The 21,790-nt window shown below is 50.8% G+C and carries 19 protein-coding genes; 11 read left to right on the forward strand and 8 right to left on the reverse strand.

Going from position 1 to position 21,790, the window contains the following annotated elements; genetic code table 11:
- Nucleotide 1: 1 nt before the first annotated feature.
- Nucleotides 2-1,174, forward strand: coding sequence for an efflux RND transporter periplasmic adaptor subunit (locus tag AC5FXQ_RS17680; protein ID WP_493603744.1), 1,173 nt, complete (start codon nt 2-4; stop codon nt 1,172-1,174).
- 183 nt (nt 1,175-1,357) lie between these two features.
- Here AC5FXQ_RS17680 and AC5FXQ_RS17685 read toward each other — a convergent pair whose 3' ends face one another.
- Nucleotides 1,358-2,077: an arylesterase gene (locus AC5FXQ_RS17685; protein WP_493603745.1), complete on the reverse strand. Its 720-nt coding sequence runs from the start codon at nt 2,075-2,077 to the stop codon at nt 1,358-1,360.
- A gap of 144 nt (nt 2,078-2,221) precedes the next feature.
- Between AC5FXQ_RS17685 and AC5FXQ_RS17690 the strand changes: the two genes are divergently transcribed.
- Together AC5FXQ_RS17690 and AC5FXQ_RS17695 are read left to right on the forward strand one after the other, a co-directional pair.
- A complete protein-coding gene (locus tag AC5FXQ_RS17690) occupies nt 2,222-2,941 on the forward strand; it encodes an ABC transporter ATP-binding protein (protein WP_493603746.1) in 720 nt (239 codons plus the stop codon).
- A 112-nt stretch (nt 2,942-3,053) separates the two neighbouring features.
- The gene (locus AC5FXQ_RS17695) at nt 3,054-5,564 is read left to right on the forward strand and encodes an ABC transporter permease (RefSeq protein WP_493603840.1); all 2,511 of its coding nucleotides are present in this window, start codon (nt 3,054-3,056) and stop codon (nt 5,562-5,564) included.
- Between the two features lie 203 nt (nt 5,565-5,767).
- Here the strand turns inward: AC5FXQ_RS17695 and AC5FXQ_RS17700 are convergent, their stop codons facing one another.
- The 3 genes from AC5FXQ_RS17700 to AC5FXQ_RS17710 all read right to left on the reverse strand — a co-directional run bounded on the left by AC5FXQ_RS17700 (nt 5,768) and on the right by AC5FXQ_RS17710 (nt 8,964).
- Nucleotides 5,768-6,130, reverse strand: a complete 363-nt coding sequence (locus AC5FXQ_RS17700) for a CoA-binding protein (protein WP_493603747.1) — start codon at nt 6,128-6,130, stop codon at nt 5,768-5,770.
- Between the two features lie 99 nt (nt 6,131-6,229).
- Nucleotides 6,230-7,798 (reverse strand): NAD(P)/FAD-dependent oxidoreductase, encoded by a 1,569-nt coding sequence (locus AC5FXQ_RS17705; RefSeq protein WP_493603748.1) that lies wholly within the window; start codon nt 7,796-7,798, stop codon nt 6,230-6,232.
- Nucleotides 7,799-7,995: 197 nt separating this feature from the next.
- Complete coding sequence (locus AC5FXQ_RS17710) at nt 7,996-8,964, reverse strand: tryptophan 2,3-dioxygenase family protein (protein ID WP_493603749.1); 969 nt, start codon at nt 8,962-8,964, stop codon at nt 7,996-7,998.
- A gap of 344 nt (nt 8,965-9,308) precedes the next feature.
- Between AC5FXQ_RS17710 and sdaAB the strand changes: the two genes are divergently transcribed.
- The 7 genes from sdaAB (at nt 9,309) to AC5FXQ_RS17745 (ending at nt 16,855) form a co-directional block, all read left to right on the forward strand.
- Complete coding sequence (sdaAB, locus tag AC5FXQ_RS17715; RefSeq protein WP_493603750.1) at nt 9,309-9,986, forward strand: L-serine ammonia-lyase, iron-sulfur-dependent subunit beta; 678 nt, start codon at nt 9,309-9,311, stop codon at nt 9,984-9,986.
- Between the two features lie 14 nt (nt 9,987-10,000).
- The gene (locus tag AC5FXQ_RS17720; protein ID WP_493603751.1) at nt 10,001-11,479 is read left to right on the forward strand and encodes a TolC family protein; all 1,479 of its coding nucleotides are present in this window, start codon (nt 10,001-10,003) and stop codon (nt 11,477-11,479) included.
- 9 nt (nt 11,480-11,488) lie between these two features.
- Nucleotides 11,489-12,889, forward strand: coding sequence for an efflux RND transporter periplasmic adaptor subunit (locus tag AC5FXQ_RS17725; protein WP_493603752.1), 1,401 nt, complete (start codon nt 11,489-11,491; stop codon nt 12,887-12,889).
- Nucleotides 12,890-12,905: 16 nt separating this feature from the next.
- Entirely contained in the window at nt 12,906-13,895 is a 990-nt protein-coding gene (locus AC5FXQ_RS17730; protein ID WP_493603753.1) for an NAD(P)H-dependent glycerol-3-phosphate dehydrogenase, read from the forward strand.
- A gap of 87 nt (nt 13,896-13,982) precedes the next feature.
- Entirely contained in the window at nt 13,983-14,972 is a 990-nt protein-coding gene (locus AC5FXQ_RS17735; protein ID WP_493603754.1) for an acyltransferase family protein, read from the forward strand.
- Between the two features lie 37 nt (nt 14,973-15,009).
- Nucleotides 15,010-15,411, forward strand: coding sequence for a (deoxy)nucleoside triphosphate pyrophosphohydrolase (locus AC5FXQ_RS17740; RefSeq protein ID WP_493603755.1), 402 nt, complete (start codon nt 15,010-15,012; stop codon nt 15,409-15,411).
- Nucleotides 15,412-15,463: 52 nt separating this feature from the next.
- A complete protein-coding gene (locus tag AC5FXQ_RS17745; RefSeq protein WP_493603756.1) occupies nt 15,464-16,855 on the forward strand; it encodes a methyltransferase RsmF C-terminal domain-like protein in 1,392 nt (463 codons plus the stop codon).
- Between the two features lie 176 nt (nt 16,856-17,031).
- Here AC5FXQ_RS17745 and AC5FXQ_RS17750 read toward each other — a convergent pair whose 3' ends face one another.
- The 4 genes from AC5FXQ_RS17750 to pdxH form a co-directional block, all read right to left on the reverse strand.
- Nucleotides 17,032-18,219, reverse strand: coding sequence for a class I SAM-dependent rRNA methyltransferase (locus AC5FXQ_RS17750; protein ID WP_493603757.1), 1,188 nt, complete (start codon nt 18,217-18,219; stop codon nt 17,032-17,034).
- A gap of 194 nt (nt 18,220-18,413) precedes the next feature.
- Complete coding sequence (locus tag AC5FXQ_RS17755; RefSeq protein ID WP_493603758.1) at nt 18,414-18,995, reverse strand: Maf family nucleotide pyrophosphatase; 582 nt, start codon at nt 18,993-18,995, stop codon at nt 18,414-18,416.
- Complete coding sequence (locus AC5FXQ_RS17760) at nt 18,961-20,259, reverse strand: DUF1015 domain-containing protein (protein ID WP_493603759.1); 1,299 nt, start codon at nt 20,257-20,259, stop codon at nt 18,961-18,963. The genes AC5FXQ_RS17755 and AC5FXQ_RS17760 overlap by 35 nt, the downstream gene beginning before the upstream one ends.
- Nucleotides 20,260-20,288: 29 nt before the next feature.
- Complete coding sequence (gene pdxH, locus AC5FXQ_RS17765; RefSeq protein WP_493603760.1) at nt 20,289-20,939, reverse strand: pyridoxamine 5'-phosphate oxidase; 651 nt, start codon at nt 20,937-20,939, stop codon at nt 20,289-20,291.
- Nucleotides 20,940-21,215: 276 nt separating this feature from the next.
- Between pdxH and AC5FXQ_RS17770 the strand changes: the two genes are divergently transcribed.
- On the forward strand, nt 21,216-21,785 hold the full coding sequence (locus AC5FXQ_RS17770) for a YqgE/AlgH family protein (protein WP_076421796.1): 570 nt from the start codon (nt 21,216-21,218) through the stop codon (nt 21,783-21,785).
- Nucleotides 21,786-21,790: the final 5 nt, after the last annotated feature.

The raw sequence follows: 21,790 nt of genomic DNA on the forward strand, positions 1-21,790 counted from the left end.
CATGACAGCATACAACATAAAAATCATCGCCCTGTGCGCACTGCTCAGTCTGGCGGCATGCTCTAAACAGGCACCTGCCGAGGAACCAGAGGCTGCTACAACGGAAGCTGCCACGAGCGTATCACCCTTTGTCGTTTCTTTTTCTGAAGCGCAGCAAAAAGTTGGCGGCATTGAACTTGGTACAATCGAAAACAAGTCGCTTTCGGCCCGCGTGACAGCTAACGGACAACTTCAACTACCGCCGCAGAACAAAGCCAGTATCAACCCTTTGATGGGAGGTGTAGTGCGCTCTATACCTGTAAAAGAAGGGGAGTACGTGCAGAAAGGCAAGGTGCTGGCCACAATCCAGAACCCGGAGCTGATCAAGCTGCAGGAAGAATACCTGACCACCCGCAATCAGCTGCGTTTTGCCGAGCAGGACTACGATCGCCAGCGTACGCTTAATGAAGAGCAGGTGGGCTCCCGCAAGCGCTTTGAACAGGCCGAGTCAGATGTGCAGGTGCAACGGGCACGGTTGAAGGCACTCGCCACCCACCTGTCTGCCATGGGCATATCGCCTAAAAACGTGGAAGCAGGACAGATCACCTCCACCATGGACATTACGGCGCCCATCAGTGGCTATGTGCGCGTCATCGACGTGAATATGGGCTCTTATGCGCAGCCGGGCCAGCAGATGTTCGAGCTCGTGAACAACCACCACCTGCACTTAGAGCTCAGCGTGTTCGAGCGGGACTTCAGCAAAATGAAAGAGGGTCAGAAAGTACTGTTTACCATGCCAAACGTGGCCGGTGAGCCATTGGAGGCGGAGATCTTCGCCCTGGGCAGGGCATTTGAGGGGGATTCCCGCATGGTAACCGTGCATGCTGAGTTGGAGAATAACAAAAATGCCAACCTGTTGCCGGGCATGTATGTGAATGCCCAGATTATGGCCGGGAAGCAGGAACTGCCCGCGCTGCCCGAGGAGTCGGTGGTACGCTACAAGGGCAAGCACTACGTTTTTGTGAAAGAAGGTCCTACGACGTTTCGCATGCAGGAAGTGGAGACAGGTATAACCGAAAACGGCTTTATGGAAGTAAAGCCTATGAAAGAGATGCCAGCCACGGCGCAGGTGGTTACCAAAGGCGCCTACTATGTACTGGCCGAGAAGATGAAATCGGAAGTGGCGGAAGAGTAACAGGTATAGAACCGATGTAAAAAAATACAGCGCCGGCTCCAATAAAGGGACCGGCGCTGTTATTTTTTGAAAGGATTAATTATTAATTAAACTTTCAACTTTTAGCCATGCTTTTATACGCAATCAGCATGCCTAAAGGTTACAAATCGTTGAAAATAATTTTAAAAAATTTCAAAAAGCTGCCTAGGAGGCTCGTTTAGCCACTAAAATTGGCTCCAGTACGGCCCACACATTATCTGCCAGTATCCGCTGCCCCTCTACAGTCGGGTGAATGCCATCGCCTTGGTTGAGTGCCCGGTCTCCTGCCACGCCTTCCAGCAGGAAAGGTATAAGCGCTACGTCTTTGTCCTCGGCCAAACGCGTGAACACTTGCTGAAACTCCTGGGTATAGCGCTGTCCCATGCTCGGCGGCATTTGCATACCTGCCAGAATGATCTCTGCCTCCGGATTCTTTTCCCGCACCTTATCGATGATTGTGCCAAGGTTATCATACGTGGAGGCTGGGTCTATACCTCTCAGGCCGTCATTCGCACCCAACTCCAGCACAAACACGTCGATTGGTTGTTTCAGCAACCAGTCAATGCGGCTTTTGCCACCGGCTGAGGTTTCACCGCTTAGTCCAGCATTTACGGCTTTATAGGGCAGTCCAAGGGAATCAATTCGCTCCTGGATCAGCGCCGGGAAGGCCTGGTCCGGCTCCAGTCCGTAGCCGGCAGTAAGGCTGTTACCGAAGAATACAATAGTCTTGATACGCTCGTTTTTCTGGGCTTCAGCAGTTGTAGTGGTGTCGGATTGTGCCTGCTGTTCTGTTGCCACCTGCTCAGTGGTAGTGGCCTGATCGCAGCCCGACAGGGTAAGGAAGAGGGCTAGGAATAAGGAGATATACTTGCTCGTTTTGTTCATGTAGCTTATTTTTTGCTAAATTTAGTTCTATCAATCTTAAAACCTATAACGACCAGTATAAGTTATTAGGTTCGGGAATAGTGCAGCGGTAGCTATACCTACTGCGCTATACCTGTCGTTACATTTCATAAAAACACTACCTACGTGTCTACTATACTAGAAATCAATAACCTGAAGAAAACCTACGACAGCGGCGACCGCCACCTGACGGTGCTGGAGGGCATCAACTTTACGCTGCAGGCCGGAGACACCTGCGCGATCGTGGGACCATCCGGAAGCGGCAAAACCACCTTGCTGGGCCTCTGTGCCGGACTCGACCGGGCCAGTAGCGGCTCTGTGATCCTCAACGGCGTGCAACTTGACAACCTGAGTGAAGACGCACGGGCGCAGGTACGCAACCAGTACGTGGGCTTCATTTTTCAGAACTTTCAGCTGATCCCTACGCTCACAGCGCTCGAAAACGTGATGGTGCCGCTGGAGCTGCGCGGTGAACGCAATGTGCAGCGGGAAGCCATGGACCTACTGGCCCGGGTGGGATTGGCCGAGCGCCACGACCATTACCCGACACAACTCTCAGGAGGGGAGCAGCAGCGGGTGTCTCTTGCAAGGGCTTTCTCCAACCGACCCACCATTCTCTTTGCCGATGAGCCGACCGGAAACCTGGACGAGGAGACCGGCGATAAAGTAGAAAGGCTGCTGTTCGACCTCAATCGCGAAGCGGGTACTACCTTGGTACTCGTAACCCACGACCTGGAGTTGGCCGAAAAGACGCAACGCATTATTCGCATCAAGGGCGGGCATGTGGTGTCGGATACAGGGGCTCCTGAAACGGTTCACCAGCCCGAGGACTCCAACCTTTCATAAGGTTTAAGCATCAAGTTCATAACCTTTTACCTCACTAAACATCAAGTATACCTTGTCTGACAACAAGCCAAATCCGGATAAACCGAAACTGCACATACCCTGGCTGCTCAAGATGGCCTGGCGCGATACCCGTCGCAGCCGGGGCAGGCTGGTGCTGTTCCTTTCGTCCATTGTGCTGGGTATAGCCGCGCTGGTGGCCATCAACTCGTTCCGCGACAGTCTGCAGGTCGCTATCGACGAAAAAGCCCGTGGCCTGATCGGTGCTGATCTCGTGATGGGCATGAACAAAGAACCCGACTCGCTTTCCATGGCCCTGATTGACTCGGTGAGCACACTGGGTAAGCGCTCTGACGAGAACCGCATGATGTCGATGGTATACTTTGTGAAGAGCAACGACACCAGACTTGTGCAGGTACGGGCGCTGGAAGGGGAGTTTCCTTATTTCGGAGCCATTGAGACCGTCCCGGTAGAAGCCAGCCGTACCTTCCGTGAAGACAGAAGAGCGCTTGTGGACTACAACCTGATGCTGCAGTACGAGGCCCAGCCCGGCGACTCGATCCGGGTGGGGGCACTAACCTTTGCCATCGAAGGAGCCCTGCACCGCATCCCCGGCCAGACAGCCATGACGGCTGCCGTAGCGCCTGTCGTGTATATACCCAGACAATACCTGCCCGAAACCGGCCTGATACAGCGCGGCAGCCGGGTTTCTTACTATTATTACTACGACCTCAACGATAATGTACAGCCCGATACGCTCGGCAACAGGCTGGATCCGCGGTTTGAGGAGTTAGGTATGTTTTACGACACCGTGGAAACCCGCAAAAAGAGTATGGGCCGCTCTTATGACGAACTGGCCCGTTTTCTGGCGCTGGTAGGCTTTGTGGCCCTGCTGCTGGGCTGTGTAGGGGTGGCGAGTGCCGTGCACGTGTACATGCGCGACAAGCTGTCGACTATAGGTATACTTCGCTGCCTGGGTATGAGCGGCAAACAGGCCTTTCTGGTATACCTGTTCCAGGTAATGGGTATGGGCTTGCTGGGTGGACTTGCCGGTGCGGCATTAGGCAGCGTAGTGCAACTGGTTCTGCCCGAGCTGTTCGGCTCTTTCCTGCCGGTATCAGTAGACGCTTATTTTTCAGTCACAGCCGCTGCACAAGGAATACTTTTGGGTGTGGTCGTGTCGGTGCTCTTTGCGCTGCTGCCGCTGTTAAGCATTCGGCAGGTATCGCCACTGATTACTTTGCGTGCTACGGTGGAGCACCTGACCAACCAGAAAGACCCGCTCCGTTGGGCGGTATATGGCCTTATACTGGCATTTGTCGTTATATTTTCCCGATGGCAGATGGGCACCTGGTGGCAGGCCTTATACTTCACAGGCGGCGTCATTGCTGCCTTCCTGGTACTGGCTCTGCTCGCTAAAGGCTTGTCCTGGACCGTTAAACGCTTCTTCCCGTCGCACTGGGGCTACATTTGGCGGCAGGGACTGGCCAATTTGTACCGGCCAAACAACCAGACCTTGTTACTGGTGGTTTCTATCGGTTTAGGCACAGCCCTGATCGGCACGCTCTTTATGGTACAGCGCACGCTGCTGAGCGAAGTGTCGCTTTCCGGTACTGAAGATCAGCCAAATCTCGTTTTATTCGACATTCAGAATGCACAGCGCGAGCAGGTGGCTGACCTGACAAAACAGGAGGGGCTCCCGATCCTGTACTTTGATCCAATTGTGACAGTGCGGCTGGAGCAGATTAATAACCTGACACTAGCCGATGTCCGCAAAGACACCACACTGGAGATCAGACCCTGGAACTTCACAAGGGAATACCGCGTGACTTATCGCGACCACCTCAGCGATTCAGAGAAAACACAGGAGGGTAGTTGGAGTGAAAATCAGTATGGTGGCAGTGGCAGAGTGCCTGTGTCCTTGGAGGAACGCTATGCTGAGCGAATAAAAGTGAAGGTAGGAGACTCGTTGCTGTACAATGTACAGGGGGCAACTATACCTGCACGGGTTGCGCATATTCGACGGGTTGACTGGAACCGGGTGCAGACAAACTTTCAGGTGCTGTTTCCTGAAGGTGTGCTGGAAGAAGCCCCGCAATTCCATGTGCTGATGACCCGCAGTGACAACGAACAGCAGGCAGCCCAGTTCCAGCGCCGGGTGGTGGAGGCCTTTCCAAACGTATCTGCCATTGGACTCGACCTGATTCTGCGCACCCTGGAGGAAGTGGTCAGCCAGATCTCATTTGTTATTCAGTTCATGGCGCTCTTCAGTATTTTCACAGGTTTACTGGTGCTGGTGGGTTCTGTGAATGTGAGTAAATTTCAGCGGGTGCAGGAGAGTGTACTCCTGCGTACTCTTGGGGCCAACAAAAAGCAGATACTAGGTATAACGCTGATGGAGTACGCTATGCTAGGAATACTGGCTGCCGCTGTGGGTTGCGTGATTGCCTTTGGCGCCGCATGGGCACTTGCCGTATTCAGCTTTGAGATGGAGTTTGTGCCAGTGCTCTGGCCTTTGCTGGTCATCTTTGTGCTGGTAACGCTGCTTACCGTGGCAGTTGGCTTGCTCAATAGCCGAGGTGTGTTGAACAGACCGCCGCTGGAGGTCTTGAGAAGAGAAGCGTAGGAGTTGAGGGGCAAATAGCATGCAAGGCAAAATATCCGTTCCCGAGCCACAAATCGCTATAAAACAAAAAAGGGATCTCTTAAAAGATCCCTTTTTCTAAAGATCGCATAGACAACAAATGCCATCTGCAAACTTTGATTATATTGGATTATACGCCCGACTTTTTCGGAGGTTACAGCCTCTCAAAAAAAATTGAGAAAATTTTAATAGGTGCTGGAAGCCAGCATCACCAGCGTGCAATGGTGCATGGTTTCTATGCCTGCATCCTCAGCCATTTGCTCCAGTTCGCGGTTTTCAGTACCCGGATTAAAGATAATGCGCTTCGGCTTTACAGACAGAATATAATCATACCAGGTAGGCTGGTTCTGCGGTCCCACATACAGGGTCACCGTATCTACTCCTTCAATCTTCTTTTCTTTATCAGTAATAATGGGCTGGCCGCCGACCTCTCCTTTGCGAATACCCACCGGCACTACTTCATGACCGTGCTGTTGCAAACGGTGTATGGCCTTGTAGGCAAAGCGGGAAGGATTATCGGTAGCACCTAAAACAAGTGTCTTTTTCATAGTTCAGATATTTTGCTCCTTCTATTTAACCGCTATACGTGCTGAAACGTTACAGGGCAATCAGTTATAAAACCGTTACAAACCAATTGACTATACCTGTCAGAGCACCTTGGCCGCAATTTTTTCGGCACAACGCTCCCCGTCCATCGCCGCTGACACAATACCACCTGCGTAACCGGCACCTTCAGCACAAGGGTATAGGTTCCTGATCTGCACGTGCTCCAGCGTCTCTCTGTCGCGTGGTATACGCACAGGGGAGGAGGTACGGCTTTCGACCCCAATGATCTGAGCGTCGTTACTCAGGTAACCGCGCATCTTGTTGCCAAACGCCTTGAATCCTTCCCGCAGACGATAAGCCATCGCAGGGGAGAACAGTTTGTTCATGTCTACAGGCGTCAGGCCAGGTTGGTAAGAGGTCTCCAGCAGGGCGCCACCAGTTTTCTGACGGGTGAAGTCGAGGAGGAGCTGAGCAGGGGCTTTCTGTGTGCCACCGGCCATTTCACAGGCCTTGCGTTCAAGTTCTTCCTGCATACGCAGTCCGGCAAGCGGTCCGTACTTGTCAAGCTCCATGTCTTCCAGCTCGATCGCCACGACGATGCCTGAATTGGCAAACCTAGAATCGCGGCGGCTTGGCGACATGCCATTTACCACCACTTCGCCGGGAGCTGTGGCAGAAGGTACAATAAAACCACCCGGACACATGCAGAACGAGAAAATGCCGCGCTGCTTGTTGTCATATACCGTCTGGTGTACCAGCGCATAAGAAGAAGCCGGCAGCCAGCAGCCGCGGTCTTCGCACTTGTATTGTATGCTGTCGATCAGGCGCTGCTGATGCTCTACACGCACACCCATGGCAAAAGGCTTGGCCTCGATGGTAATGCCCTTCTGGTGCAGTAATTCAAAAATATCCCGGGCGCTGTGGCCGGTGGCCAGAATTACGGCTTCGCCGGAATATTCCTGTCCATCCTGCGTCACGACGCCTTTCATCTCGTCCTGCTCCACGATAAAATCGGTGACACGCTTGTCGAACAGCACTTCACCACCGGCTGCTTCTATACTTTCACGGATGGCGGTGATGATACGGGGCAGTTTGTTCGTGCCGATATGCGGATGAGCATCGAACAAGATGTCGCGGGTAGCGCCGTGCTGCACAAAGATCTCCAGTATACGCTGCAAATCACCGCGCTTCTTGGAACGGGTATAGAGCTTGCCGTCTGAATAAGTACCGGCTCCGCCTTCCCCAAAACAATAGTTCGAGTCAGGATTCACGATATGCTCCTTGTTTATGGCAGCCAGGTCACGGCGACGGGAGCGAACATCTTTGCCGCGCTCCAGCACGATCGGCTTCAGGCCGAGCTCGATGCAGCGCAAAGCCGCAAACAGACCGGCAGGGCCAGCGCCTACAATGATCACTTTCTTCTCTTTGCTTACATCAGGGTAGTTATACCTTGGCGAGATAACATCAGCAGGAGGGGTATCCAGGTAAATATCGGCTCTTACCCGGAGCAGCACCTGACGGCCACGGGCATCAATAGACCGCTTAATGCGGTGAATATGCTTGACATCTTCCGGCTTCACACCGGCACATTTAATAAGCTCCAGCTCCAGCACTTCATCGTTGTACGCCACCTCCGGCGACAGCACAACTTCAACTTCTTTCTTCTTCATTTACGGTTAGTAAGGTATTTATCCTTAAAGTTTTAATTGATTGTCAATTGTTGGTTGTTAATTGTTGTTCAACACTTGTCCATAAATGCCTCTAGTTACTGATAGAGCCATTATATTAGACGCTTATCGATTGTAATGCAGATCGGGGAATTTTAATCATTTTGAAGTAAACAATTAACAATAAGCAATCAACAATTCTAAACATCCCCATTCAGCACTTTCTCAACCCAGCCTTTCCCCCAGTTACCGAGCTCTTCTTCAGACCAGAGCTCCGGGTAGAAAATACGCTTCTGGAACTTGGGAGGCAGGTATTTCTGCCAGTTGGTTCCGCCCGTGGCAGCAATCACCTCAGGGTCGCGCTGCAGGTAACGCACGGCTGACTTGTAATGCATCAGCGGCCAGTTCACGTTCACGTTGCTGTCCAACTCACGCATCTGGCGGATCAGGCGCGGGTTTTGCTGTTCTTCCTCCGACAAGCGCTTATAAACAGCCCAAACGTTCATGTTTTCATACTGCCTCGCAAACTGAATGAGTTGCTGCGTATACTTCTCTTCAAAACGGATCAGCGTGAGGGTCTTGGCACCCGACGACACTTCGGTGGCCCCTTCTTTCCAATAGATGCACCCCATCAGTTCCTCGTGCGTGCTCTGCAAACCAAGCGCTTTGCGTTTCTCTTTATCGGTGAGGTTACGTAGCTCCGTGGAAGCAATCTCGATCATGCGGTACTGCACCGACTGGAAACCACTGGCTGGCATCAGGGCCATCCGGAACTGAAGGAACTGCTTCGGGTCCATGCCGTCCACCATCACGTCAAAGGAGTCGATCAGGTTTTCAAAATAGCGGTTGATGCGCTTCAAGCGTTTGAAGAGCACTTCACCCGTAACTCCTTTGTCTTCACCTATTTGACGGTACTCTTCCAGACACAGCTTAAAGTAGAGTTCGGTGATCTGGTGGTACATGATGAAGATCTTTTCATCCGGTATGGTCGTGCGGGGGTTCTGCAGACTCAACAGGGTATCGAGGTGAATATAATCCCAATAGTTGAGGTAATCCGTGTAGTAGAGTCCCTCCAGATAGGCGGCCAGATCCTGCCCGAGCGGCACATACTTGGCTTCCAGTCTGCGGAGTTGCTCCAGCACTTCCGGCTTAAAAGGTTGTTGCTCCATGTTATACAGATGGGGTTTGATGAGACGCCATTAGCCTACAAATAAAGTAAAACAATCGCATAGATTTTGAAGACGATCCCATATTTATCACTCCTCCCATGAAAACAATTATCTGCCAAAATAAATCCATCGGAGTCAGGCAACCATTTCTTCCCCTTTAGCATCATGTGTTTGGTATGCTTACCAAACCGGTGCAATTCCATATAGTTTATGGACCTAATAACGATTTTGATAGAGCAAAAGCGACTGTTGGTAGAATTCACCAGAATATAACGGCGAAAAAATGTTATAATAAGCCTTAATTGTTAAATTTGGGTTTTACGATATTTTCCCGCTTTATCCCCATGGCAGAAAAAAGCAGTGTCTTTGATATGATAGGACCCATTATGATTGGCCCCTCAAGCTCCCATACCGCTGGTGTAGTGCGCATTGCGCGTGCAGCCATCCGGGTTCTAGGCACAGCTCCTGAGGAAGCTATCATTACTTTTTATAATTCCTTTGCCCAAACCTACGAGGGCCACGGCTCTGACCGTGCCATTGTAGCCGGCCTGCTAGATTTTAAAACAGATGATAAACGCATCAAGGAAGCTTTTGACCACGCTAAAGAGCGTGGCCTGAAATATACCTTCCGATCCGTTGGCAATGCGTCTACCATGCACCCCAATACGATCAAACTTAACCTGAAAGCCGGCGACCGGCAGGTAGAAGTGATCGGGCAGAGCCGCGGTGGCGGCGTGATCAAGATTGTAGAGGTAGACGGTTTTACGGCAAACTTCTCGGCCAATCTGCACACGTTGATCATTGACGCAGACGATGTGAAAGGCAGTATCGCCTTTATCGCAACCGTGATCGCACACGATGATTGCAACATTGCCACCATGAACGTGTCGCGCAAGGGCAGAAATGAGTTAGCACGTCAGTTCATCGAAATGGACTCTGGCATCAAACCTATCACACTCGAGTACCTGAAACAGCTGAGTTGGGTAAAGCACGTGATTTACATCCCTAATATCGACCTTTAAGAAGAAATCATACTATGAAAAAAATGTCAAACAAGGTGCTTTTGTTAGCACTGGGATTAACAGTTGGCGGCTTTGGCTCCGCCATGGCGCAGCAGCAAGGTGCAGGAGGTGATGGCGTATGGTCGCTGCAGGAAGCAGTTGAGTATGCCAAGGCAAACAACCTGAACGTGCGTCAGAGCAGTCTGAACCGCGATTTAAGCCGGGCTGACCTGAACCAGTCACGTGCAGCCCGACTGCCCAGTATCAATGCCAATGGTAACTACAGCTTCAACACAGGTTCATTTCAGGACCCGGTAAGTTTTAGCCTGCAGACGCAGAACGCCCGTACTTCCAACGTATCGATCAATGCGTCGCTGCCGCTGTTTGCAGGTTTTCAGCAGGTAAATCAAATCAAGCAGAATAGCCTGGATCTCGAGGCAAGTGAGCAAGACTACCTTTCTGCTCAAAATGACATTACAATTCAGATCGTAACCGCCTATCTGAACATTTTGTTTGCCAACGAGCAGATGAATGTGTCGGATCTGCAGCGCAACCTCACCAGACAACAGCTTACCCGTACACAAGCCCTTCTGAAAGCTGGCAGCGTGGCCGAAAACGCTGTGCTGGATCTGGAGTCGCAACTGGCAACAGACGAGCTTAACTATATTACGGCACAGAATCAGCGCGATATATCAAGGCTAACGCTGATGCAACTGTTGAATATACCGACAACAGAAGAGTTTCAGGTGGAGATACCGGACATTCCGGAGCCCGATGAGAACCCGGTGATTGTGGACGGAAACCAGGTATACGATGTAGCCCTGCAGACACTTCCTGCCATTCGCGCGACAGACCTACGTTTACGCAGTGCTGAAACAGGCCTTAGCTTAGCACGTGGAGCTTACTTCCCTCGCCTGAGTCTATTTGCAGGTGCAGGTAGCAGATATGCCAGCACCAGCCGCAGACTATTAGCTCTCGAAAGGGAAGTGGTAGGCCGAGTACCCCAGGTTGTATACCTGAACGAAACAGGTTCTGCCTCTCAGACACTCTGGTTTGACAATGTGGAGACACGCCGTATTGATGAATACTACGGAATGTTCAGTCAGTGGGACGACAACCTGAACACCCAGGTGGGGGTGTCACTTCAGATTCCGATCCTGAACAGTTTGCAGGCACGCACTAATGTACAGCGCGCTAAGATACAGCAGCAAAATGCGCAGCTCAACGCTGATATTGCACGCAACAACCTGCGTCAGACAATCGAGCAGGCCTATGTGGATGCCATCGCGGCACAGCGTCGCTATGCGGCCGCCCGCCAGCAGGTAAACGCCTCTGAGAAGAACTTCCGAAATGCTGAACTCAGACTTCAGGGTGGCGTGATCAACACAGTAGATTTCAATGTTGTAGCGAACACCTACCGCTCAGCTCAGTCCAATCTTGTACAGGCTAAATACGAGTATACCTTTAAACTAAAAGTCTTGGACTTCTACCAAGGCAAAGACCTCTCTTTCTAATAAAAAATTATGGCAGCGAAAAAATCGAATAAGCTTATTTACACCCTGATAGGCGCTCTGGTTCTGATTCTTGTATTGGCTCTGGCAGCTAAAAAGGCAGGCTGGATTGGCAAAGAAGAAGGAACAGAGGTAGTGCTGGCCGAAGTGAAGCGCTCCGAGATTGTAGAAAAGGTAAGTGCTTCTGGTAAAGTACAACCTGAAACTGAAGTAAAAATAAGCCCGGATGTATCAGGTGAGATCATTGAACTGACCGTGCAGGAGGGTGACTCCGTAGTAAAAGGTCAACTGTTGGTTCGTATACGCCCTGACAACTACCAGTCGCTGGTGGACATGCAGACGGCTGGCGTAAACCAGGCCCGTGCTAACCTGGCGCAGTCAAGAGCCCGTTTGGCGCAATCGAAAGCAAACTTTGTTCAAATAGAGCAGAACTACCAGCGCAATAAGAGCTTGTATGACCAGAAGGTAATTTCCGAAGCGGAATTTCAGCAGATCAAGGCGCAGTATGAAGCAGGTAAGCAGGAGATTGAGTCTATGGCTCAGAGCGTGCGTGCCGCTGAATTCAGTGTTCAGAATGCGCTGGCTTCTTTGAATGACGCCCGTGAGAACCTGAACAAAACCACCATCTACGCTCCGGTAAGCGGCACCGTATCCAAACTCAATGTGGAAAGAGGAGAACGTGTGGTAGGTACTTCCCAGATGGCTGGTACAGAGATCATGCGCATTGCCAACCTCAACAACATGGAGGTACGTGTGAACGTGAACGAGAACGATATCATCCGGGTGGGTATGGGCGACTCTGTAATCGTGGAAGTTGATTCTTACACCAGCCGCGACGAGAAGTTCAAGGGCATCGTGACCTCCATTGCCAATACTGCAAAAGACGCCGCTTCACTCGAAGCCGTGACCGAGTTTGAGGTGCGTATCCGTTTGCTGAACGAATCTTACAGCCACCTGGCCGACAAAAATGCCCGTCCTTTCCGCCCGGGCATGACAGCTTCGGTCGATATCATCACAGCACGCAAAAATAACGTTTTATCTGTACCTTTGTCGGCTGTGACGACTCGCTCGAACACGCCAGCCAGAACAACAGACAACGATGCTGAAGGAGAAAACGGGAATGAAGAAAACGCGAATAATAACGCGGAGCCAGCTACGGCGGCACCTTCAGGACCAATCGAAGAAGTTGTATTTGTACATGCCGCTGATAACACCGTGAAATCAGTAAAAGTGAAAACCGGTATCAGCGACTTCGAGAACATCGAGATTCTGAGCGGACTGGAAGAAGGTCAGAAAATAGTATCCGGTCCTTTCAGAGCTGTATCGAAAACATTGAAAGACGGAGCTAAAGTGGCCGTGAAAGACGAGAAGTCACTAAACAAATCAGCTTTGGCTGAAGCGAATGGTGAATAACAAATAAACATCCGGTTTGGAAAAAATTGCAGTTATAGGAGGGGGAAGCTGGGCATCGGCCTTGGTGAAGATCCTTTCAGAGAATAAATCACAGGTACACTGGTGGATGCGCAACGAAAACGACGTGCAACACCTGATTAATTACCGTCATAACCCTCGCTACCTGAGTGGCGTGACCTATGACCTTAACTATGTAAAGCCTTCGACGGACCTGCGCAATGTAGTTGCCGTAGCGGACTGGGTGATTCTGGCCGTTCCTGCCGCCTTTGTACAGGAGGCGTTAAGCGGCCTGGATCAGAATTCGCTAAACGACAAAGTGCTGATTTCTGCCATCAAGGGAATGATCCCTAAACAGAATATCCTGATCACGGATTACCTGGGCCAGCAGTACGACGTTCCGAACAGTCACCAACTGGTGATTGCCGGTCCGTGCCATGCCGAGGAAGTAGCCATGGAAAAGCAGTCCTACCTGACCATCGGCTCGCACGATCTGCCCACAGCGGAACGTTTTTGCGAACTGCTGCGCAACCGCTACGTCAAAGCTAATTCGCTCGACGACCTTGACGGCGTGGAGTATTGTGCTGTGATCAAGAACATTATTGCGCTGGCTTGCGGTATAGCGCGTGGCCTGAACTATGGTGACAACTTTCAGGCGGTGCTCGTATCAAATGCGATGCAGGAGATTGAGCGCTTTCTGCATGCCGCCATGCCGATCCACCGCGACCTGAACGGCTCAGCATACCTGGGAGACTTGCTCGTGACAGCCTACTCCCAATTCAGCCGTAACCGTACTTTTGGTAACATGATCGGACATGGCTATACTGTGAAGTCGGCCCAGATTGAGATGAACATGGTAGCGGAGGGTTACTATGCTGTGCAAAGCATTTACGAGCTCAACAAAAAGCTAAAAGTAGACATGCCGATCACGACAGCGGTTTACCTGATCCTGTACGAACGCATCGCACCGGCTGTGGAGTTTGAGATTCTGAAGGAAAAACTCACCTAAGCCATAACAATTCATATAGCACGAAAGGCATACCCTGTGGTGTGCCTTTCGCGTTTAAAGCCCATATCGGTTGGTCGGGTCTGACACATGAAACAGCATTTCCAGCAAATTGACATCCTGAAAGGACTGGCCATTATCGCCGTGCTGCTGTTGCACTCGCTCTCGCGGGAGCAATTGGTTGACAGCTATGCCGTGTATCATATCTGGCAGGCTGTGCCGGTGTTTATGGTACTGATGGGTTTGAACCTGGGGATGTCTTACGGCAGCAAGACATTGCATTTTGATCAGCTTTATACCCCACATTATTTTCAGAAGAAGGCCCTTCGCATTATTTTCCCGCTTTTGCTGATTTATGTCATCGCCTTGGTGGCAGGCTATGTTTGGGAACAGGTACACGCACGGGAGGTCTATACCCTGGGCTGGAAAAACCTGATCGGCGTGCTGCCGGTTTCAGGCAAAGGCAATTACTTTATTACGCTATTGCTGCAGTCTTTGATCGCGCTGCCCCTGATTGGCTATACCTTCAATCGCTGGCCTGTTCGCACCGGTCTCTTGCTGGTACTCCTGGAAATAGCTTTTCAGCTCATAGCTTACCACATTAACTATTTTGAAGAGGACCGCTATCTCTACGATGCTGCTTTATTTCGTTATTTTTCAGCCATTGCCTTAGGCTTGTGGCTCTCCCGCCTGATGAGTACCTCTGCTAAAAGGCACGGCCGGCTACTGCTTCTGGTTGGGTTTTTAAGCGGGCTATACCTGTACTTTCATCAATACCTCAACATCAATCTTCCTTACATACGCCCCGAGTGGCAGGCACAGTTGTTTCTTACTTTTCCATACGCCGCCTTGTTGATTTATGTAGGCATACTTGTTTTTCCGCAGCAGTCAAATTTTCTGGCTCTTCGTGCTATGGCAACCACAGGAAAAGCATCCTACCATATCTTTTTGATGCAGGTTTTATACTTCGGGCTGATACTGGACGATACGAACATAACCCTCAACCTGGCAGTATGTCTCTTTACCGGACTAGTCTTCTATCTGCTGGAAACTGCTTTAAGCAAAAAAATATCAAAATAAGGATATATTTATTCGCGCCACTTTGCTAACTTAAACTATGATTACAAAAGTTACCTGTGCCCTGATTGAACAATATGGTCGTGTGCTGGTCACCCAGCGCAGCGAAACCATGCCACAAGCTTTGCTATGGGAGTTCCCCGGCGGAAAAGTAGAGGAAGGAGAGACTGAGATCGCCTGCCTGATACGTGAGATTCAAGAGGAACTGAACCTGAGCATCACCCCGGTGCAGCGTCTTACACCCGTTGTACAGGAGTATGATGACAAAACAATTGAACTTATACCTTTCCTTTGCCAATACAACGGAGGAACAATCAAGCTCACAGAACACCGCTCTTACCATTGGGTAATGCCACAGGATCTTCCCAACTATAATTGGTGCCCGGCTGATATTCCCATTGTGCAGGAATTTCTGGAGCTAATAAATCAGCAACCGACCTAACAACACAAATCACTTCTTTTCCTGAAAGACCAAATAGCCGTACCTTTAGGGTATGGAATTACCACATTCATTTGTCGAGCGCATGAAAGAACAGCTGGGAGCGGACTACACCCGCTTCGAGACAGCTTTGCAACAGCCTGCGCCAGTCAGCATCCGTTTAAACAAAAATAAGCTGCAGGGCCAGCCTAACCTGCCGCGTGTCCCCTGGACAGAGACAGGTTACTACCTGCCGTCACGACCGCAGTTCACACTGGACCCGCGTCTGCATGCCGGTACCTACTATGTGCAGGAAGCCAGCTCCATGTTTTTAGAGCAGGCGCTTCGTCAGCATGCAGACCTCAGCCAGCCGCTCCATGTACTGGACCTTTGCGGAGCACCTGGTGGCAAAACGACCCACATCGCCAGTTTGATCTCCCCTGACAGTCTTTTGGTAGCCAACGAAGTCATTCGCAGCCGTGCCAGCATACTGGCCGAGAACGTAACCAAGTGGGGAAGCGGCAATGTGGTAGTCACCAACAACGATCCGCGCGACTTTAGCCGACTGCCTGAGTTTTTTGATGTGATGGTGGTAGACGCCCCCTGCAGTGGCGAAGGTATGTTCCGTAAGGACCCGCAGGCAATGAATGAATGGTCAGACGAGAACGTGAACCTCTGCGCTCAGCGGCAACAGCGTATTTTAATGGATGTGTGGGAGGCTCTACGACCGGGCGGTATCCTAATCTACAGCACCTGTACCTGGAACCTGGCGGAAAACGAACAGAACATTGCCTGGCTGGCTGACCAGGAAAACGCGCAGCCGCTTTCACTCACACTGGATCCGGAATGGGGAGTAGAGGCTACATCACTCGACGGCGTTTCAGGTTACCGCTTCTACCCGCATCAGGTGCAGGGTGAAGGCTTCTTTCTGTCCGTAATCCGAAAGGCAGGGGAGTATGAAGAGCCGCAGCGCTCATCAAAAAAGAAAAAGCATAAGCTAACACTAGCCGGCAAAAAAGAACAGGCCATGGTCAGCGACTGGTTGTTGGAACCGGACCGCTGTGCCTGGGTACAGTATGGCGAAGTGATCTCGGCTATACCTGAGAATCTGTTTGATGAAGTGGACCAGCTCTACCAAAATCTGTATGTGATCTACGCCGGTACCGAAATAGCCGAAGCTAAAGGTAAAAAGCTAAAACCACTGCAGTCCCTGGCACTGTCGCAGTACCTCAACAAAGCAGCTTTCCGCACCGAAGAACTCGACTTGGAATCAGCGCTGCGCTATCTCCGCAAGGAAGACATCGGCATCAGCGGCAACAGCAACGACTGGATCTTACTGCAGTTCGAAGGCCTTCCACTCGGCTGGGCCAAGCAAGTCGGCAACCGCCTCAACAATTACTATCCAAAAGAATGGCGCATCCGCATGGAATTGCCACAAGTTTTAGAACTTGAGAGTTGGGGAGTGTAGGAGGTAGATTGTAGCGACGTTACAGTGTAACGTCGTGGTGCTACGAAGCTTTATCAGCCTATTAATGAGAAACCATGCTACGTGAGGTATATATCCCTATCCATAGCATGGTTTTTCATCAAAATTTGATCGGCTATTGTGCGGACAGGTCACGACCTGTCCCTACGAGTCCCAATTTATTCCACAAACAGCACCAGCCCCTTCAGATACTCGCCTTCAGGGTGGAAGATGGAGATGGGGTGGTCGGCGGGCTGGGAGAGGTGGTGCATGATCTTGATGTTGCGACCGGCCTCAATGGCAGCTGCCATAACCGTGTTGTTGAACAGGTACTTGTCTACCACCTGCGAACAGGAGAAAGTGAAAAGAATACCGCCCGGCTTAATACGCTTCATGGCCTCTGCATTCAAACGCTTATAGCCCATCACGGCATTGTGACGCACTTTCTGGCTTTTGGCAAAGGCTGGCGGATCCAGGATGATTACATCATAGCGGTCTTCTTTTCCTTTCAGGAACTCAAATGTATCGACTGCATAGGCTTCATGGCGGTCCGGTGCCTGGCTCAGCTCACCGTTTTTGATCGTCAGTTCAATGGCTTTTTTGGATACGTCAACCGAGTGCACCTCTTTGGCACCGGAGTTTAGGGCGTATACCGAGAAGCCGCCGGTATAGCAAAAGGTGTTCAGCACCGACTTATCCTTCACGTAACGGGCCAGCAACTCCCGGTTTTCGCGCTGGTCAATAAAGAAGCCCGTCTTCTGGCCGCTTTCCCAATCCACAAAAAACTGGTTCTCGTTTTCGGTCACCACTACGCCACCGCTTGACTCGCCAAACAAATAGCCATTCTCGGCCTGCACCGGTGACTTAGCCGGCAGCGACTCCGCGCTCTTGTCATAAACTGCTTTCAGGTGCGGACCGTAAATTTCCTGCAGGGCTTTGGCAACATGCTCTCGCACCGAATACATACCCACAGAGTGCGTCTGGATCACGGCCGTGTCTTTGTACATGTCCACAATCAGACCCGGCACACCATCGCCCTCAGCGTATACCAGGCGGTATACATCTGTGTGCGGATTGTCGATCAGACCAAGGCGTTTACGGTAATCGTAAGCTTGCTGCACCTTGCTTTTCCAGAAGGTATAGTCTGGCTCAACCTGCTCAAAAGAGAACACGCGCACTGCAATAGAGCCCGGTGCCCAGTGGCCCATGCCCAGAAATTCACGCTGGTTTGAGTATACCTCCACCGTGTCGCCTTCTTCCGGCTCCGATCCTTCAATTTTTTTAATGGCGCCAGAGAAAACCCACGGGTGAAAACGCTTCAGGGAGTGTTCTTTTCCTTTGGCCAGGTATAATTTGGTAAGAGACATCTGGTTTTATGTAGTAATTAATGATGTGCTAAATCGATTATGGATTCTAAGCTAACATGTTGATTCGCATTTCCGGCAATATGCTCTTGCAGCATGAAACAGATTAAGCTGTATAGGAAAAATATCGTTCCGTTTTGAGGGAAGAAAGTAATCCGTGCTATACCTGCAAACTGTGAAAGCTGTTGAGTGCAATATTATAAAGAGATTACCTGAAGGTCCTTGAGGTAGGTATAGAGTTTCTGAACAGGCAGCCCTACTACATTAAAGTAGGAGCCTTCGATTTTCTCAATACCGATCTTGCCGATCCACTCCTGTATACCATAGGCACCCGCTTTGTCAAAGGGTTGGTAGTGCTCAATGTAGTAATTGATTTCTTCGTCACTCAACCTCTTAAAGTATACCTTGGTCACATCATGAAAGATGGTCTTGGAGTTCTTGGTCAGGATGCAAACACCCGTGATCACTTCATGGTGCGTACCTGACAAAGCCTTTAGCATCTCAAAGGCTTCCGAAGCATCGGCGGGTTTGTTCAGAATGCGCTCACCCAGACATACGATCGTATCGGCCGTGATCAGTACTTCATTTTTTATTTCGGAAGTATAGGCATCGGCTTTGTGAGAAGCCAGAAACTCGGCTACTTGCTCGCGTTGCAGGTGCTCCGGGAAAACCTCGTGCACTTCTTTCACACGCACTTCAAACTGAAGCCCAAGCCCGGCTAAGAGTTCTTTGCGGCGCGGGGAATTAGAGGCAAGCAGTATTGGACGAGATAAATTCATTTTCTTTGATTGAACTGAATAAAAATCCGCAGATGGTTTTCGGGTAGAAGAAGGTGGACTTCTGCGGCATGATGGCGCCACTGTAGCATACCCGTTTCACTTGTTCCATCGACACATCGTTGGTGATGAGGGCCAAACGAGCTTTACCGGAGTCAACCTGACTGACACAGGCTGTGAAGTTGCGCACATAGCTCAGACCCGGGTAATCGCGCTGGGCTTCCCGATCTATACCCAGCACCTTTTCAAATACAAAATAATGCATCACCGTCAGATCAAGGTCTTTCACTTCCTGTGGCACGGGCCAATCGATCAGGTGGTGCACTTCCGGCTTCAGGCGCAATTTATAAGCATTGCCAGACAGGTATAGCCCGAAAGCCCAGTTCTTGCCCACGATCACCTCGTTTAGTTCGTATGCGTCCTCTTTTGGCGTTACCACAAAGAACTCCCGCAGGCGCTCCAGAAACTCTTCGTCCGTTAGATCTATCTTCTCCAGCACCCGGTGCGTCGGCAGAATGCGCAGGTCATCGGCCTCGGTATTGGTCAGGTACATCAGGTGGTAGTTATAGGCTTCCGTACCCGTGTGGTTCGGATTGTCAGCCATGCGCTTTTTCCGGTACTCCAGCGAACCCTCGTAGCGGTGGTGCCCATCTGCCAACAGTACCTGTCGCGGCTCCAGTACCGCTAAAAATTGCCTGATCACCTCGCGGTCGTGGATCACGGCCAGTACGTCGCGCACGCCCTGGTAGTCTTCGGTCACATATAGCGGCGACTGAATACTTTCATCCATGTAACGCTCCAATACAAATTCAGGGTCGGTATAAAGCCCATGGGTGGCACTGGTGTTCATCAGGGTCTTGTCGAGCAGGTCGATGCGATCATTCACGGCGCTCGGTATCGTATTCTCGTGACGCAGGAGCATGCCTTCGTTCCAGTCGTAGGCTTTGATATGGCAGATAAAACCCTTTCGGCAGTACTCGCGGTCGCTGCCGGGAAGCCTGAAATACTGGTAATACACATAAATACCGGGCAGCGGGTCCTGCACAATTGTACCCGCTGCTTTCCACTCTTGCAACATGTCTGCCGCAGTGTCAGCGGGCGTATCGCCGCGAGGTACTGAAAGGTGTATGCTGTTGATCGGGTTCTGGTACAGCGCCTCCCGCTGCTTCGCTGACACCACATCAAAAAGGGGAGAAGTCAGTTCTTCAATCGACTGGCTCAGCTCTTCTTTGTAGCGCCATGCTTTTATGGGTAGTATTTCAGCCATCAGGTTTGTTTACAGGTATAGGTATAGAATCAGGGCGCGAGCCTTTTGCGGGTCCATTGGGTATCGGCTTGTTCAAACACGATGCGGTCGTGCAATCGGTTTGGGCGGCCTTGCCAGAACTCAATACGCTCCGGCTTCAGCACATAGCCACCCCAGTGCTGCGGACGGGGTACTACATCCAGACTGGCAAAGTCTTTTTCATATTTAGCCTCAGCCTGCTCCAGTTCTTCACGATTTTTTATCTCACGGCTCTGCGGCGAGGCCCAGGCCCCGATCTGGCTGCCACGCGGGCGACTGTGGAAGTACACATCCGACACCTCCGAAGCCACTTTCTCTATGGTGCCCTCAATGCGCACCTGTCGCTCCAGCTCTGCCCAGAAAAAGGTCATCGAGCCGTAAGGCCGCTCCGCCATTTCCTGTCCTTTGCGGCTGTCGTAATTGGTAAAAAACACGAAGCCATCCGGAGACACCTCCTTCAAAAGCACCACACGCGACGAAGGTCGACAATCAGCCGACACAGTGGAGAGCACCAGCGCCGTTGGCTCCAGCACCTGGGAGAGGATAGCTTCATTGAGCCATACCTTAAACTGGTCGAGTGGATCATTGGAAACAGATTCTTCGGTAAGTGCCTGCCGGGAGTAATTCTTCCGGATAGAGGCAATGTCATGCTGTAGCGACATAGTAGACTCGATGATTTGCCCAAAATTATAAAATAATCGGCTGAGGCTTAAATTTTAATTAATATTGCAATAATTTAAAATTATTTTATAAAATTAGAAGACTTATTTCCAGTGCTTACTGATTTCATCCCGTTAACAAATGACTTTGAATGGCTTTGCCAGATGACAGGAATTGTACCCTAATGTGTTGTTTCCGTAAGAAGGTATAAATAGCGATTGCCAGGCCTGCCAGGCCAGAAGTTTTTGTAAGGTAAAGCAACTAAACCCTGGAGAACAATGGAGGAAGAAAGCGAAAATAAGCCACAAAACGGCAGCATACTGATCTCGGAGCCATACCTGGGTGACCCAAACTTTGAGCGGACTGTGGTGCTGATCTGCAGCCACGTGGAAGGAGAGGGGACATTTGGGCTGGTACTCAACCGATTGTCAAACCTTAAGCTGTCTGATGTGGTTGATATTTATAATGATTCATTTGAAGCCGAACTAGGTATAGGGGGACCTGTGCAATACAACACCTTGCACTATGTACACCAGATACCGGATCTGCCGCAGGCGGTGCAGCTGGATGACAATTTGTATTGGGGTGGCGACTTTGAGTCGCTTCGCACCATGATCGGCACAGGAGAGGTAACACCGGCAGATATCAAGTTCTTTCTTGGCTACTCCGGATGGACACCTGGCCAACTGCAGGAGGAGATCGACAAAAATGTTTGGATCGTGAACAACAATGCTGCAAATAAATTATTTAATTTGGAAGCAGATACGCTTTGGCGAAACATACTGCGCCAAATGGGCGGAAAATATAAGGTACTGTCGAACTACCCTGTAGACCCCCGCCTGAACTGACAAAA

Source organism: Pontibacter sp. LHS1 (assembly GCF_058932855.1).